This is a genomic window from Stenotrophomonas rhizophila (assembly GCF_003751305.1).
Classification (GTDB): domain Bacteria; phylum Pseudomonadota; class Gammaproteobacteria; order Xanthomonadales; family Xanthomonadaceae; genus Stenotrophomonas; species Stenotrophomonas rhizophila_B.
The window spans coordinates 1,859,099-1,873,067 of sequence record NZ_RJKV01000001.1 but is presented as its reverse complement, the minus strand read 5'-3'; the positions used below and the strand labels follow the sequence as shown (position 1 = coordinate 1,873,067).

General features: G+C 67.4%; 14 protein-coding genes. 7 read left to right on the top strand and 7 right to left on the bottom strand.

What is annotated here, in order from left to right:
- Nucleotides 1-15: 15 nt before the first annotated feature.
- On the bottom strand, nucleotides 16-1,215 hold the full coding sequence (gene hutI, locus EDF74_RS08435) for an imidazolonepropionase (protein ID WP_123729627.1): 1,200 nt from the start codon (nucleotides 1,213-1,215) through the stop codon (nucleotides 16-18).
- A 63-nt stretch (nucleotides 1,216-1,278) separates the two neighbouring features.
- Here hutI and EDF74_RS08430 point away from each other — a divergent pair, with 63 nt between their 5' ends.
- Nucleotides 1,279-2,655: a formimidoylglutamate deiminase gene (locus tag EDF74_RS08430; protein WP_123729626.1), complete on the top strand. Its 1,377-nt coding sequence runs from the start codon at nucleotides 1,279-1,281 to the stop codon at nucleotides 2,653-2,655.
- A gap of 27 nt (nucleotides 2,656-2,682) precedes the next feature.
- Nucleotides 2,683-3,411, top strand: a complete 729-nt coding sequence (gene hutC, locus EDF74_RS08425; RefSeq protein ID WP_123729625.1) for a histidine utilization repressor — start codon at nucleotides 2,683-2,685, stop codon at nucleotides 3,409-3,411.
- A gap of 3 nt (nucleotides 3,412-3,414) precedes the next feature.
- Here the strand turns inward: hutC and EDF74_RS08420 are convergent, their stop codons facing one another.
- The 3 genes from EDF74_RS08420 to EDF74_RS08410 form a co-directional block, all read right to left on the bottom strand.
- Entirely contained in the window at nucleotides 3,415-4,449 is a 1,035-nt protein-coding gene (locus tag EDF74_RS08420; RefSeq protein WP_123729624.1) for a restriction endonuclease, read from the bottom strand.
- A gap of 267 nt (nucleotides 4,450-4,716) precedes the next feature.
- Complete coding sequence (locus tag EDF74_RS08415) at nucleotides 4,717-5,211, bottom strand: phasin family protein (protein WP_123729623.1); 495 nt, start codon at nucleotides 5,209-5,211, stop codon at nucleotides 4,717-4,719.
- A 98-nt stretch (nucleotides 5,212-5,309) separates the two neighbouring features.
- Nucleotides 5,310-5,585, bottom strand: coding sequence for a polyhydroxyalkanoic acid system family protein (locus tag EDF74_RS08410; RefSeq protein ID WP_123729622.1), 276 nt, complete (start codon nucleotides 5,583-5,585; stop codon nucleotides 5,310-5,312).
- Nucleotides 5,586-5,706: 121 nt separating this feature from the next.
- On the opposite strand from EDF74_RS08410, the gene EDF74_RS08405 reads away from it, so the two are divergent.
- The 4 genes from EDF74_RS08405 to aroA all read left to right on the top strand — a co-directional run bounded on the left by EDF74_RS08405 (nucleotide 5,707) and on the right by aroA (nucleotide 10,408).
- A complete protein-coding gene (locus tag EDF74_RS08405; RefSeq protein ID WP_123729621.1) occupies nucleotides 5,707-6,507 on the top strand; it encodes an FHA domain-containing protein in 801 nt (266 codons plus the stop codon).
- A gap of 136 nt (nucleotides 6,508-6,643) precedes the next feature.
- Nucleotides 6,644-7,729 carry a 3-phosphoserine/phosphohydroxythreonine transaminase gene (serC, locus tag EDF74_RS08400; RefSeq protein WP_123729620.1) on the top strand — a complete coding sequence of 362 codons (1,086 nt, stop codon included), beginning with the start codon at nucleotides 6,644-6,646 and terminating at the stop codon, nucleotides 7,727-7,729.
- Between the two features lie 51 nt (nucleotides 7,730-7,780).
- Entirely contained in the window at nucleotides 7,781-8,977 is a 1,197-nt protein-coding gene (gene pheA, locus EDF74_RS08395) for a prephenate dehydratase (RefSeq protein ID WP_123729619.1), read from the top strand.
- A gap of 117 nt (nucleotides 8,978-9,094) precedes the next feature.
- Entirely contained in the window at nucleotides 9,095-10,408 is a 1,314-nt protein-coding gene (gene aroA, locus EDF74_RS08390; protein ID WP_123729618.1) for a 3-phosphoshikimate 1-carboxyvinyltransferase, read from the top strand.
- 103 nt (nucleotides 10,409-10,511) lie between these two features.
- Here the strand turns inward: aroA and EDF74_RS08385 are convergent, their stop codons facing one another.
- Both EDF74_RS08385 and EDF74_RS08380 read right to left on the bottom strand, forming a co-directional pair.
- Nucleotides 10,512-11,090, bottom strand: a complete 579-nt coding sequence (locus EDF74_RS08385) for an energy transducer TonB (protein WP_123729617.1) — start codon at nucleotides 11,088-11,090, stop codon at nucleotides 10,512-10,514.
- Between the two features lie 148 nt (nucleotides 11,091-11,238).
- A complete protein-coding gene (locus EDF74_RS08380) occupies nucleotides 11,239-11,874 on the bottom strand; it encodes an energy transducer TonB (protein WP_123729616.1) in 636 nt (211 codons plus the stop codon).
- Nucleotides 11,875-11,986: 112 nt separating this feature from the next.
- Between EDF74_RS08380 and serS the strand changes: the two genes are divergently transcribed.
- The gene (gene serS, locus EDF74_RS08375) at nucleotides 11,987-13,267 is read left to right on the top strand and encodes a serine--tRNA ligase (protein WP_123729615.1); all 1,281 of its coding nucleotides are present in this window, start codon (nucleotides 11,987-11,989) and stop codon (nucleotides 13,265-13,267) included.
- Between the two features lie 126 nt (nucleotides 13,268-13,393).
- On the opposite strand, the gene EDF74_RS08370 is transcribed toward serS, so the two are convergent.
- Nucleotides 13,394-13,753: an SH3 domain-containing protein gene (locus EDF74_RS08370; RefSeq protein WP_123729614.1), complete on the bottom strand. Its 360-nt coding sequence runs from the start codon at nucleotides 13,751-13,753 to the stop codon at nucleotides 13,394-13,396.
- Nucleotides 13,754-13,969 lie beyond the last annotated feature (216 nt).

The window sequence follows — 13,969 nt, the reverse complement described above, 5'->3', positions numbered from 1 at the left end:
CAGACATCACTAGATTCAGACGGGTTGGCCGCGCATCACGCGGCCGTGCAGGGGGTTGAAGCCCATGCGGTAGACGAGGTCGGCAGGCGCCTCGATGTCCCACAGGGCGAGATTGCAGTCCAAGCCGACGGCGAGCCGGCCGATCCGGTCCTGCCGACCAAGGGCGCGTGCCGCTTCACGGGTGAAGCCGGCGATGCACTCCGCCACCGTCATGCGGAACAGGGTGGCGGCCATGTTCATTGCCAGCAGCGGGCTGGTCAGCGGCGACGTGCCGGGATTGGAATCGGTGGCCAGCGCCAGCGGTACGCCGGCGGCGCGCAGGTCGGCGATCGGGGGCAGGGTGGTATCGCGGGTGAAATAGAACGCGCCCGGCAGGAGCACGGCCACGGTGCCGGCGCTGCGCATGGCGGCGATGCCGTCGGCGTCGAGGTGTTCGATATGGTCGGCCGACAGTGCGCCGTGACGTGCCGCCAGGGCGGCACCGTGCTGGTTGCTGAGCTGCTCGGCATGGATCTTGATCGCCAGCCCGTGTTGCTGCGCGGCAACGAAGACCTGCTCGGCCTGTGCGGCGCTGAAGGCGATGTTCTCGCAGAACACGTCCACCGCCTCGACCAGCCCGGCCGCCGCGACGGCAGGAATCATGACCTTGCAGACCTCGTCGATGTACTCCTGCGCTTCGCGGCCCGGCGGGATCGCATGCGCGCCCAGGAAGGTCGGCACGATCTCGACCGCGCGCTGGCGGCCCAGTTCGCGCGCGACCGTCAGCTGCTTGGTCTCGTCGGCCAGGGTCAACCCGTAACCGGATTTGATTTCGAGCGTGGTGATGCCTTCGGCCAGCATGGCATCCAGCCGGGGCAGGCTGGCGGCGAGCAGGTCGGCCTCGCTGGCGGCGCGGGTGGCGCGCACGGTGGAGACGATGCCGCCGCCGGCGCGGGCGATGTCGGCATAGCTCACGCCCTGCAGGCGCTGCTCGAACTCGCCGGCACGGTTGCCGGCATAGACCAGGTGGGTGTGGCAGTCGATCAGACCGGGGCTGATCCAGCGCCCGGCGCAGTCGATGCGCTGGGCGGGCTGCAGGTGATCGGCAGAACCGGCCGCACCGACATGCATGATGCGCCCATCGGTCGCGGCGATCACGCCATTCTCGATCACGCCCAGGCCCGGGCCGTCGACGGTGATCAGGTTGGCGTGGTACCAGAGGGTGTCACAGTGCATGGCAGCAACCACATCGGTGTATATGTCTATACAATATAGGCGCCTCTTCCGGGATGTCCAGTGATGCCAGCCACCCCCGCACCGATCCTTCGTTTCCACGCCGCTCATGCACTGCTGCCACATGGCTGGGCGCGCGATGTGCGCATCCTCAGCCAGGGCGGCACGCTCCTCGAGGTGACCGAGGGTGTGTCGGCCGAGCCGGGCGATACCGCGCTGGCGATCGCGCTGCCGGGCCTGGGCAACCTGCACAGCCACGCCTTCCAGCGCGGCATGGCCGGGCTCACCGAGATCGGCGGCAACAGCGGCGACAGCTTCTGGAGCTGGCGCGAGCTGATGTACCGCTTCCTGGCGCATCTGCAGCCCGAAGCCATGCAGGCGATCGCTGAGCAGGCCTATGTGGAAATGCTGGAATCCGGCTTCACCCGGGTCGGCGAGTTCCATTATCTGCACCACGGCCCGGACGGTGCTCCCTATGCCAATCGCGCCGAAATGGCCGAACGTATCGCGGCCGCTGCCCACTCCAGTGGCATCGGCCTGACCCTGTTGCCGGTGTTCTACGCGCATGCCGATTTCGGCGGCGCCGCGCCGAATCCGGCCCAGCGGCGGCTGATCCACGATGTCGACGGCTTTGCGGAACTGCTGCAGGGCTGCACGCGCGCGCTGCAGGACCAGGACGATGCGGTGCTCGGCTTTGCCCCGCACAGCCTGCGCGCGGTGACCGGCGAGGAACTGGCGGCGTTGCTGCCGCTCAACACCGGGCCCGTCCACATCCACATCGCCGAGCAGACCCGCGAGGTCGATGCCTGCGTCGCCTGGAGCGGCATGCGGCCGGTGCAGTGGCTGTACGAACACGCGCCGGTGGATGCGCGCTGGTGCCTGGTGCATGCCACCCACATCACTGAGGTGGAGATGCAGCAGATCGTCGCCAGCCGTGCGGTGGCCGGGCTGTGCCCGATCACCGAGGCGAACCTGGGCGATGGTCTGTTCCCGATGCAGGCCTTCGCGCGTGCCGGCGGCCGGTTCGGCGTGGGCTCGGATTCCAACGTGCTGATCGACGCGGCCGAAGAGCTGCGCCTGCTCGAGTACGGCCAGCGCCTGCAGCTGCGCGGGCGCAACGTGCTGGCTCCGGGCGATGGGCAGTCCACCGGCCGCTGGCTGTACGAACAGTCGTTGAACGGTGCTGCGCAGGCCCTGGGCGTGGCCACCGGGCTGCAGGCAGGTGCACCGGCCGATCTCGTCGAACTCGATCCGGACCACCCGGCGCTGATCGCCCGCGACGGCGATGCCTTGCTTGACAGCTGGGTGTTCGCCGCACGTAATGGCGCCGTGCGATCGGTGTGGCGCCAAGGGCGCCAGTTGGTCCGTGATGGTCGCCACCCGCAACGCGAGGCGGTGGCCGCACGGTTCGCCGCGGCACTTCGACCGTTGTTGAGGGTCTGATCCGACCCTCCCATGCAGGAATCCAGAGTGACGGGCAAGAAAGCAGCAACCCTCAATCAGCGCATCCGTGCTGATCTGGAAAGCCGCATCCTCAGTGGACAGTGGGAGCCTGGCTTCCGCATCCCCTACGAACACGAACTGATGGAGCAGTACGGCTGCTCGCGGATGACCGTGAACAAGGTGCTGACTGCACTGGCCGAGAGCGGCATGATCGAACGCCGCCGGCGTGCGGGCTCATTTGTCGCGCGCCAGCCGCCGCACCTGGAACAGGTGGCGCTGGAGATTCCCGACATCGCGATGGCGGTGCAGGCGCGTGGCCATGTGTATGGCTACCAGTTGCTGGAGCGCGCCTATCGGCTGCCGCGTGAGCACGTGGCCGAAGAAACCGCGCTGTCCGGCAGTGAGAAGCTGCTGGCGATCCGCTGCCTGCATCTGGCCGATGGCCGGCCGCTGGCGCTGGAGCACCGCTTGATCAGCCCGGTCGGCGTGCCGGAGGTGCTGGAGGTGGATTTCGAGACCACGGCACCGGGCAGCTGGCTGCTGCAGAACGTCTCCTGGACGCGCGCTCAGCATCGGATCAGTGCCTGGGGCGCGGATGAGGCGGCAGCGACGCTGCTGCAGGTCAAACCCGGCACAGCGTGCCTGGTCATCGACCGCCTCACCTGGCGCGGCGAGCAGCCGATCACCTGCGTGCGGCAGATGTTCCTGGGCGATGCCTACGATCTGGTTGCCCGGTTCTCGCCAGGCGCGCGCTGAGCCTTACAGCGTGGTGCACTGCCGCCAGCGGACCGGCTCATCCACGCCCGGGCGCGGGTTGAGCTGGATGCGCACCGTGCGCAGCGCCGGGTAGCGGGTGACTTCATCGCAGATCAGCGGCCAGATCGCCTCGATTTCGCCGGTGCGGTTGATCGCCAGCGTCTGGCGGGTCAGCCAGATGCCACTGGCCACGCCGGGGTGGGTGGCGACCTTGCGCGACAATTCCTGCTGATAGCGGTCCAGCGTGGCGTTGTCCGGGTTCGCTTCCATTGCAGACAGGGGGGCATCGGCAGCGCGATTTTCAGCGGTCCCAGTGGCTACCGGGGCTGGCGTCGCAGCCGCAGTGGGCGGTGCGTCGGCCGTGGCGCGTGCTTCCGTGGCGGCAGATGTGGCGACGGCAGGCGCGGCCGCCGCGGTTTCGTCGTTGGCCCATTCCTTTTCCAGCCCGGCGGTCAGCGAGCCCAGCCCGACCATCAGGCCCAACGTCGCCGCGCCCAGTGCCGCGATCGAGATACGTCGAAGCGCCTCGCCACGGGCACCGGCCTCGACACGGGCTTCCATGTCGCCCGGCAGATAGGGCTTCAGCAACGGCCACAGCAGCGGGCCATCGAGAACCTCGACGCTCTGCTTTTCAGCAGCGCTGCGACCGTCGCGCTCAACCTTGCCTTCGGTGATCAGGATGCCGCCACGGGCACCGGCCAGGCGCGCGGCGGCGCCCAGCTCGTTCACTGCCGCCGTGCCGATCCGGTAGGCGCGGCCATGCTTGCAGGAGAGCAGCCAGCGCTGCGGACCGTCGTGCATCAGGAAATCGCTGCGCGGTTCGCGGCTGTCGGCGGTCTCTTCCGGCACATCCTGCAGGCCGCGTTGCTCGTGCATCGCCCGCCGGACGATCAGGGAAAACTCGCGCCAGTGCATGCCCGCCAAGGCATTCAGGCCAAGCTGGGTCTCCTTCTGCTTCCGTTTGATCAGCCACAAGTAGGCCGTGGCCAGGAACCAGACGATGAGGGCCAACAGCAGGGCCAGAATCCAGGAGAGCATGCAGGGGGATATGAACAGGGAAGTGCGACAGACAGTTTATATGCGCCTTTGCACGTCTGCGGCGCGTCGTTTTTGCACTGGCCGTGCGTCGGGTGGTCACGTCGGTGACGGCCGTCTCACTTTGGACGATCCGCGGATCGAGCGCCCACAAAAAACCCGCCAATCCAGAGCCGTGAGGGGAGGGAACAAACGGCGGTGCAAGCGATTGGCGGGTCGGTTTCGATTGTCAACAAAGTTGTGCTGCTTTGCAACAATCGACGGAGGCGGTCAGGCGTCGGAGGTCGGCGACTGGTGAGTGCCCGGGGACGGCGCACCTGACGGCGAGGCATTGCGGGCCTCGGCACGGTTGACCCGGGTGTTGAGTGCGTCGATCCGGGCATTGAGCGCGGCGACGTCCTCGGCGGTCGGGATGTGCAGGCGCTTGAGCACGCCCTGGACCCGATCATCGAACGCCTTCTCCACCTTGTCCCAGGTGCCGCTGGCCTTTTCGCGGGCCTCGCCGAGGTGTTCTTCGACATTGTCGCGCCAGCGCGGCGTATCGCCGGTCTGCTCGCGGTTGCGGGCCTCGATGTTCTCGCCTTCCTTGACCAGGTTGTCGAAGACACGGCTGCCTTCGGCCTGCGCACGCCCGAAGGCGCCCAGGCCGGCCAGCCAGATCTGCTGGGCCGAATCGGTCAGCTTGCGCGAGAAGCGCTCGGCCTGATCCTGCAGCGAGGGCTTCTCGCCGGGGATGCGATCGTCGAAATCGTTGGGTGCATTCATGGGGCGATCCCTTGGGTGGACACCCTTGGATCGTATGCATCGCCGGCTTCAAGTGATGTGATGGCCGGCGCCGTTGTGGCGCCGGGCCGGACGTCGGTTCAGCCGAGCTTTTCCTTGAGCACGCGCTGGATCTCGCTTTCCACCATGCCCTTCATGGCCGACAGCAGGAACCCGAGCTTGGCGGTGACCTGCACCTGGCCGGGCTGCAGCGCGATCGCGCCATCCACGCCGGAGCCGTTGAAGTTCAGCACATCGCCCACCCAGTTGGACTCCAGGCCGAAACGTTCAGACAGTTTGGCGGCGACTTCTTCGATGGCTTTGCGCGCATTTTCGGCGGGCAGGGTGTGGGCGTGACGGATATCGATGGTGGACATACAGCCTCCTGGCGGACAACGGCGCGGATTTGGGCGTGCATTGTGCGCATCCTCAGGCACAACTCCAAGGTCTGCGTCACACTTCTTCTTCCCTGACATTCAACCTGCTAGGCTGCGCCGCGTGCAGAACCTGCTAGTTCACTTTACTCAACGCCAACATCCCGACCAGCCCCTGCGGCCCGGGGTGCAGCGCATCGTGCGTCATGCATCGGGCACCGTCCGGCTTGGCGATGACACGCCCGGCACCTTGTTGCTGGCCCAGTTCTGCCTGGACGACCGTGGCCTGTGGCTGCAGGTCGCCAACGGGATCCGTGGCATCCACGTCAACGGCCGCCCGGTGCGCCGGATGGCGCTGCTGCGCGCCGGTGACGCTGTCTACGCCGATGGCGTGGAGATGGTGGTGCAGGGCGATTGCGAGGCTGTCGTCCATGCGCCGCCGCGCAGCGATGATGGCGGCGATGACCAGCGCCTGTTACGCGGGGTCGGCGGCCAGCACCACGGGCGCAGCTTCACCCTGGATCGCCCGCGCGTGATCGGGCGGGGGCCGGAGGCGGACATCGTCATCGACGACCCTGCCTTCGCCGAACAGCACGCCCGCCTGGAGCAGCACGGCGAGCGTCTGCTGCTGCGCGATCTGGGCGCCGGCGAGTCGACGCGGGTCAATGGCATCACCGTTCGCCATTGCTGGCTGCAGCCGGGCGATCAGCTGGTCTTCGATGCCCAGCATCGCTTCGTGCTCGAAGTCCCACACGACGGCCGCAAGCGCATCGTGATCGAAGAAGAGGACGACGGCTTCGACGCACGTCAGCGCCCGGAACCGGTGGCTGCGCCCAAGCGGGTGAGCCGCTGGCCGTGGCTGCTGGCCAGTGCGTTGCTGCTGGCCGCAGCGCTCAGCGGGCTGCTCTGGTTCGGGGCGAGGTAGTGCCGGCCGCTGGCCGGCAACCTGGCACGTCCCGCGTGAGCCATTAGATTCGTTTGCAACCAAATTCGCCTTGTCCTGCAAGGCCTAAAGGCTGGTGCGCTGCGGCATACTAGGGGTCTTGCCTCATAGGTGTGACATGACGCGCGCGTTCAATTTCAGTGCCGGCCCTGCAACGTTGCCGGAATCGGTCCTGCGCCAGGCGCAGGAAGAGATGTTGGAGTGGAACGGCGCGGGCGCCTCCATTGTCGAAATGAGCCACCGCGGCCCGGAGTTCATGGCCGTCGCCGCCCAGGCCGAGGCCGATCTGCGTCGCCTGATCGGCATCCCGGACGACTACGCGGTGATGTTCCTGGCCGGTGGCGCCACCACCCAGCAGGCTCTGCTCGCGCTCAACTTCGCCCAGCCTGGCCAGACCGTCGATTACGTGCTCACCGGGCACTGGGGCAAGACCGCGATCAAGCAGGTCAGCCCTTACGTCACGGTCAACGTCGCCGCGAGCAGCGAAGCCAACGGCTTCCACGACATCCCGGCGCGCGCCAGCTGGCAGCTCTCCGATGACGCGGCCTACGTGCACATCACCGCCAACGAAACCATCCACGGGGTCGAGTTCCGTGACACCCCGGACGTGGGCGAGGTGCCGCTGTTCGCCGATTTCAGCTCCTCGATCGCCAGCGAGCCGCTGGATGTCAGCAGGTACGGCCTGATCTATGCCGGCGCGCAGAAGAACCTCGGCCCGGTCGGCGTGTCGGTGGTGATCGTGCGCCGCGACCTGCTCGAGCGCAGCGGTCAGCCGCGCGCGGACATCTTCGATTACCGCTCGCACGTCGCCCGCGATTCCATGCTGAACACCCCGCCCACCTGGAACTGGTACCTGGCCGGGCTGGTGTTCCAGTGGATGCTGGCCGAAGGCGGCGTGGAGGAATTCGCGCGCCGCAATGCGGTCAAGTCGGGCCTGATCTACGGGGCGATCGACCAGTCCGGCGGTTTCTACCGCAATGAGGTCGTGCCGGCCGCACGCTCGCGCATGAACATCCCGTTCTTCCTGCCAGACGACACGCTCACTACGCGTTTCGTCAGTGAATCCAAAGCGGCCGGCCTGCTGGCGCTGAAGGGTCACAAGGCGGTCGGCGGCATCCGCGCCTCGCTGTACAACGCCATGCCGGTGGAGGGCGCGCAGGCGCTGGCCGCTTTCATGCGCGATTTCCAACAGCGCAACGGCTGACGCATTCGTTTTTCCCGGGGCGCTCGCCGCCCCACTGCATTTGGAACCCAGATGGCCACCAAACCCGCCAAGCCCAAGGCCGCCAAGCCGGCGCCGACCCCGCCCAAGGGGGCTGCCCCCGCGAAGAAGGCCAAGGCCGCCAAGCGCGGCGCCGCGCCGGCCGTTGCCGCGCCCGTGCTGTCGGACGTGCGCGCCAAGATCGACCATATCGACCGCAGCATCCAGGCGCTGATCGCCGAGCGCGCCAACTTCGCCCACCAGGTCGGCAAGGCCAAGGGCAAGCTCGCTGCCGCCGTGGATTACTACCGCCCCGAGCGCGAAGCGCAGGTGCTGCGCATGGTGGTGGACCGCAACGAAGGCCCGCTCAGCGATGAAGTGCTGGTCCACGTCTATCGCGAAATCATGTCGGCCTGCCTGGCCCAGCAGGAGCCGCTGAAGATCGGCTACCTCGGTCCGGAAGGCACCTTCAGCCAGCAGGCGGTGCTCAAGCATTTCGGCCGCTCCGCGCTGGGCCTGCCGCTGGCCAGCATCGAAGAAGTGTTCCAGGAAGTGGAAGCGGGCAACGCCGATTTCGGCGTGGTGCCGGTGGAGAACTCGGGGCAGGGCACCATCCAGATCACCCTGGACATGTTCCTGACCTCCAACCTGAAGATCTGCGGCGAAGTGGAACTGCGCGTGCAGCAGTACCTGATGTCGCGCAGTGGCCGGCTGGAGGATGTCGAGCGTGTCTACGGCCACCCGCAGTCGTTCATGCAGACCTCCTCGTGGCTGCGTGCCAATCTGCCCAAGGCCGAGAAGGTGCCGGTCTCCAGCAATGCCGAAGGTGCGCGCCGCGCGCGCAATGCCGATGACGCCGCCGCGATCGGTGGCGAGAGCGCCGGGCATGTGTACGGCCTGAAGAAGGTCGTGACCAAGCCGATCCAGAACGACGCGGACAACACCACGCGTTTCCTGGTCATCGGCCGCAACATCTTCCCGACCTCCGGCCATGACCGTACCTCGGTGCTCGTGTTCATCCACGACAAGCCCGGTGCGCTGTTCGACGTGCTCAGCCCGTTCGCGCGGCATGGCATCAGCATGAACCGGATCGAGTCGCGGCCCTCGCACAACGCCAAGTGGGAGTACGGCTTCTTCATCGATCTGGCCGGCCATGTCGAGGACGACGCGATGCAGGCGGCCCTGGCCGAACTGAAAGCCCACTCGGCGCAGATCAAGATCCTCGGCTCCTATCCGGTCGCCGTGCCCTGATCCGAACGGCGTAGCCGCCTCGCGCGCTACGCCCGGCCCGGCGCCCGTGTGGGCACTGCGGCCCCTCCCGCACACCGTTGCATCGCCGCCGCGGCGGCCCGCCCCATAGGATTTCCGATGACCGCTTCTCCGTACTGGATCGCCCACAAGGGCCAGCCCCTGCAGGGCAGCCTGACCATTCCCGGCGACAAGTCCGTCTCGCACCGCTCGGTGATGTTTGCCGCGCTGGCCGATGGCGTGTCGCGTATCGATGGCTTCCTGGAGGGCGAAGACACGCGCGCTACCGCCGCGATCTTTTCGCAGATGGGCGTGCGCATTGAAACGCCGTCGCCCTCGCAGCGCATCGTGCACGGCGTCGGCGTGGATGGCCTGAAGGCACCGGGCGCCCCGCTGGATTGCGGCAATGCCGGCACCGGCATGCGTCTGCTGGCCGGGCTGCTGGCTGCACAACCGTTTGACTCGGTGATGGTCGGCGATGAATCGCTGTCGCGCCGCCCGATGCGCCGCGTGACCGGGCCGCTGGCCGAGATGGGCGCGAAGATCGATACCGAGGCCGATGGCACGCCGCCGCTGCGCGTGCATGGCGGCCAGGCGCTGCACGGCATCGCGTTCGCCTCGCCGGTGGCCAGCGCGCAGGTCAAATCCGCCGTGCTGCTGGCCGGTCTGTATGCCGATGGCGAAACGTCTGTCACCGAGCCGCACCCGACCCGCGATTACAGCGAACGCATGCTGCGCGCATTCGGCGTGGATATCGAGTTTTCGCCGGGCAAGGCACGCCTGCGTGGCGGCCAGCGCCTGCGCCCGACCGATATCGTGGTGCCGGCCGATTTCTCCTCGGCGGCGTTCTTCCTGGTGGCGGCGAGCGTGATTCCAGGTTCCGAGCTGCGCCTGCGTGCGGTGGGCCTCAACCCGCGCCGTACCGGGCTGCTGGCGGCGCTGCGCCTGATGGGCGCGGACATCACCGAAGAAAACCATGCCGAGCAGGGTGGGGAAGCGGTGGCCGATCTGGTGGTGCGCTACGCACCGCTACACGGTGCCGAGATTCCCGAAGTGCTGGTGCCGGACATGATCGACGAGTTCCCGGCCTTGTTCGTCGCGGCGGCTGCGGCGCAGGGCCACACCGTGGTGCGCGGTGCGGCCGAACTGCGGGTCAAGGAATCGGATCGTCTGGCTGCGATGGCAGCCGGGCTGCGCACCCTGGGCGTGCAGGTGGATGAGACCGATGACGGCGCGACGATCCACGGCGGCGCCGTGCTTGGCAGCGGCACCATCGAGAGCCACGGCGATCACCGCATCGCGATGGCCTTCGCGATTGCCGGCCAGCTCAGCAGCGGCGAGGTGCGGGTAAACGACATCGCCAATGTGGCGACGTCCTTCCCGGACTTCGATGGCCTGGCGACCGGTGCGGGTTTCGGGCTTCGCGCCGGCTGAGGTAGCGGCGGGTTCGGTCCGGCTCCTTGCGGCACAAAAAAATGCGACGCAAAAAAAGGGAGGCCATTGGCCTCCCTTTTCGTTCACGCGTCAGCGCATCACCTTAGCGCTCGGTACGGAAATCCACCGGAACGCGCACCACGCTGGCCACGGCACGGCCATTGTTCATGGCCGGCTCGAACTTCCAGTCGCGCACGGTGGTCAGCACGGCGCGATCCAGATCGCGGTCACGCGTACCGGTGCGCTGCACGATGCTGGCATCGGTCACCTGGCCACGGGTATCCACGTTGAGGCTGGCCACCACGCTGCCCTGCACGCCGCTGCGCAGCGCGGTGCGGGGGTAGGCCGGCTTGGCATTGCTCGCCAGCGGGCGGGCCTCACGGTTGCGCATGGCCGGCGTCGCCTTGCGCTGCTCGGCGGCCGGTGCCGCCTGTCGCGCAGCCGGGGCAGGCGCGGTCGCCACGGAGGCGGTCTCGGTGGCCGGCAACATGCGCTGGCCCACCGGCGCGTCATTCGTATCGCCCGGGGTGGCATAGCGCAGCCAGACCAGCGCGGCGGCGAACATCGCCACGATCAACGCCACCCACAACCAGGGCGAGGTGCGGCGATGGGGGGGGTCATCGATCACGTCGCGCTGATGCTGCGGCGAATGGGGCATGTCCGGGGCATGGGTAACACTCATGGCTGACTCCTGGTGTCGATGTGACACTCGCAGTCTTGCCCGTGACCGGTTGTGGATGTGTCAGCGCAACGTCAACGCGACGACTGCATTCCCATCGAGGTTCAGTTTGCTGAGCCGTTGCACAATCGCCGCACGCGGCGGCGAGGAATCACTGCGGCGTGAAGTCGAACGGCACTTCCAAGCTGCCAGGCACTGGCACACCGTTGTTCTGCGCCGGCTGGAAACGCCAGCGACGCACCGCATCGGACGCCGCGCGGTCAAGATCGCGTGAACCGCTGCGCTGGATCAACGTCACGGCCGAGGGATAGCCAGTGGCGTCCACGTCCACGCGCACCACTACCGTCCCACTGTCACCGCGGCGCAAGGCGGCCGGCGGGTAATTCGGCGGCGGCGACTGGTCGGCGATCGGCTGCGGGCGGTCGCTCGGCGCCATCGCGGTGGGGGTAGCCGGTGCGGCAGGTGCCGCCGGGGCGGCCGGCGGTGGCGGCGGGGCCGTCTCGACCAGCTGCGGCTTTTCCTCGTTGGCTGGCGGGGCCTTGGCGTCGGGCATGTCGCTGGAGCCGGCGGCAGCAGCCAACGGCTCGGGCAGCGGTACCACCTCGGCCACCTGGGCGGGGGTCTGCGCGGCCGGGTCGGCCTTGTAGAAGTCGTTGTTGCGGCTGCTCAGCCATACCACCAGGAACAGCAGCAGGCCCACGCCGAAGGCGATCGCGGCGATCACGAGGCTGCGGCGGGGCAGGTGGAAGGTGATGTTCTTGCCAGAAGTCGAGCGGGAAGCAGACATGGGGCATACCGTATGGATCACCGCGATTCTGCCACGCCCGGGATGAACCGGCGGCAGAAAAACGCATAACAGGCGATAATCCCCCTCCGAATCCGTAGACCCCTCTGCCGCCATGCTCGATCCAGCCCTGCTCCGCCAACAGCCCGCCGACCTTGCCGAACGCCTGCGCTCCTCGCGCGGCTTCGAGCTGGATGTCTCCGGGCTGGAGTCGCTGGAAGCCGATCGCAAGCGTATCCAGGTGCGCACGCAGGAGCTGCAGAGCCTGCGCAACAGTCGTTCCAAGGCCATCGGCCAAGCCAAGGCCAAGGGCGAAGATGTCTCGGCGATCATGGCCGAGGTGGCCGCGTTCGCCGATGAGCTGAAGGCCTCGGAAGTGGCCCTGGATGAGCTGCGCGAGAAGATCGAAGCGATCGCGCTGGGCATCCCGAACCTGCCGGCCGAGAATGTGCCGGCCGGCAAGGATGAATCCGAGAATGTCGAACAGAAGCGCTGGGGCACCCCGCGCGCGTTCGATTTCCCGGTGCTTGACCACGTCGAGCTGGGCGCCCGCAACCGCTGGCTGGATGGTGAGACCGCCGCCAAGCTGTCCGGCTCGCGTTTCACCGTGTTGCGTGGCCCGATCGCGCGCCTGCACCGTGCGCTGGCGCAGTTCATGCTCGACCTGCACACCGGCGAGCATGGCTATGAAGAAACCAATGTGCCGGCGCTGGTCAATGCCGAGTCGCTGCGTGGTACCAGCCAGCTGCCGAAGTTCGAGGACGACCTGTTCAAGACCGCCGTGGGCGATTCCACGCGCTACCTGATCCCGACCTCGGAAGTGCCGCTGACCAACATCGTGCGCGATGAGATCATCGACGCCGAGCAGCTGCCGCTGCGCATGACCGCCCATTCGCTGTGCTTCCGTGCCGAAGCCGGCAGCGGTGGCCGCGACGTGCGCGGCATGATCCGGCAGCATCAGTTCGAGAAGGTGGAACTGGTCGCCGCGTGCACCCCGGCGCAGAGCGATGAAGAACACCAGCGCATGACCCGCTGCGCGGAAGTGGTGCTGGAAAAGCTCGGCCTGCCGTATCGCAAGGTGCTGCTGTGCACCGGCGACATGGGTTTCTCGGCGATCAAGACCTACGACCTGGAAGTGTGGCTGCCCTCGCAGGACACCTACCGCGAGATTTCCTCGTGCTCGAACTGCGGGGATTTCCAGGCGCGCCGCATGCAGGCCCGCTGGCGCAACCCGGAAACCAGCAAGCCCGAACTGCTGCACACGCTCAACGGCTCCGGCGTGGCGGTTGGCCGCGCGATGATCGCGGTGATGGAGAACTACCAGAACGCCGACGGCAGCATCACCGTGCCGGATGCGCTCAAGCCCTACATGGGCGGTGTCGAGATCATCGGTTGATCCAGCGCTGTGACCGTATGAGAAAACCCGCCGGAAGGCGGGTTTTTTGTTGGCGCCCGGTAGAGCCACCCCATGGGTGGCTGCAGGTTATGCATGACCGGTACGGCAGCCACCCATGGGGTGGCTCTACCGGGGCGTCATCGGCGTCAACACGCCCAACGGCACCCAACCAGACGTATCACCGCCCACCACCTCGCACCACAGCCAGCCATTGAGCACGCGCTCCCCCCGCACGTGTTGGCCCACGTCCACATCCAGCTCGCGCGCGCAGTACGCCTCGGCTGCCACGGTGTCGCCCTGGGTGTTCCTGCGGATCACCTGTGCGGGCACCCAGCCGGCTTCCTGCCCGGGCGTCTGGCACAGATACCAGTTGTCCCACCCTTCGGGCCCTTGATAACGCTCGCCGACCTGCAGTGTGTCGCCGGGGTGCAGGGTGATCGGGTGCGGGAACTCACTTCGGTGTGCTTCGGTGACGCGGTAGTCCATGTGGATGGGTCCGTCTACAAAGGGCTCAGCTTACCGGTCATGCATCGAACGCCGTAGGGCTGAACGCGTCAGTTGAATGGCTTCCCGGAAAGCGCTCACGCATGTCGGATATTGCAGCGATGCGATGTAGGCGAAGTGACCAGTCGTGACGCGTAGCGCGCGACGCGATCTCCAACAACCGCCGCGTGGACGACGCGGCATGGCGCCAGCACGGGT

Excerpts from the sequence above, each read along its gene's own strand:
- hutI (WP_123729627.1), bottom strand. The coding sequence starts at position 1,215 with ATGCACTGTGACACCCTCTGGTACCACGCCAACCTGATCACCGTCGAC.
- EDF74_RS08430 (WP_123729626.1), top strand. The coding sequence starts at position 1,279 with ATGCCAGCCACCCCCGCACCGATCCTTCGTTTCCACGCCGCTCATGCA.
- EDF74_RS08420 (WP_123729624.1), bottom strand. The coding sequence starts at position 4,449 with ATGCTCTCCTGGATTCTGGCCCTGCTGTTGGCCCTCATCGTCTGGTTC.
- EDF74_RS08415 (WP_123729623.1), bottom strand. The coding sequence starts at position 5,211 with ATGAATGCACCCAACGATTTCGACGATCGCATCCCCGGCGAGAAGCCC.
- EDF74_RS08410 (WP_123729622.1), bottom strand. The coding sequence starts at position 5,585 with ATGTCCACCATCGATATCCGTCACGCCCACACCCTGCCCGCCGAAAAT.
- serC (WP_123729620.1), top strand. The coding sequence starts at position 6,644 with ATGACGCGCGCGTTCAATTTCAGTGCCGGCCCTGCAACGTTGCCGGAA.
- pheA (WP_123729619.1), top strand. The coding sequence starts at position 7,781 with ATGGCCACCAAACCCGCCAAGCCCAAGGCCGCCAAGCCGGCGCCGACC.
- aroA (WP_123729618.1), top strand. The coding sequence starts at position 9,095 with ATGACCGCTTCTCCGTACTGGATCGCCCACAAGGGCCAGCCCCTGCAG.
- EDF74_RS08385 (WP_123729617.1), bottom strand. The coding sequence starts at position 11,090 with ATGAGTGTTACCCATGCCCCGGACATGCCCCATTCGCCGCAGCATCAG.
- EDF74_RS08380 (WP_123729616.1), bottom strand. The coding sequence starts at position 11,874 with ATGTCTGCTTCCCGCTCGACTTCTGGCAAGAACATCACCTTCCACCTG.
- serS (WP_123729615.1), top strand. The coding sequence starts at position 11,987 with ATGCTCGATCCAGCCCTGCTCCGCCAACAGCCCGCCGACCTTGCCGAA.
- EDF74_RS08370 (WP_123729614.1), bottom strand. The coding sequence starts at position 13,753 with ATGGACTACCGCGTCACCGAAGCACACCGAAGTGAGTTCCCGCACCCG.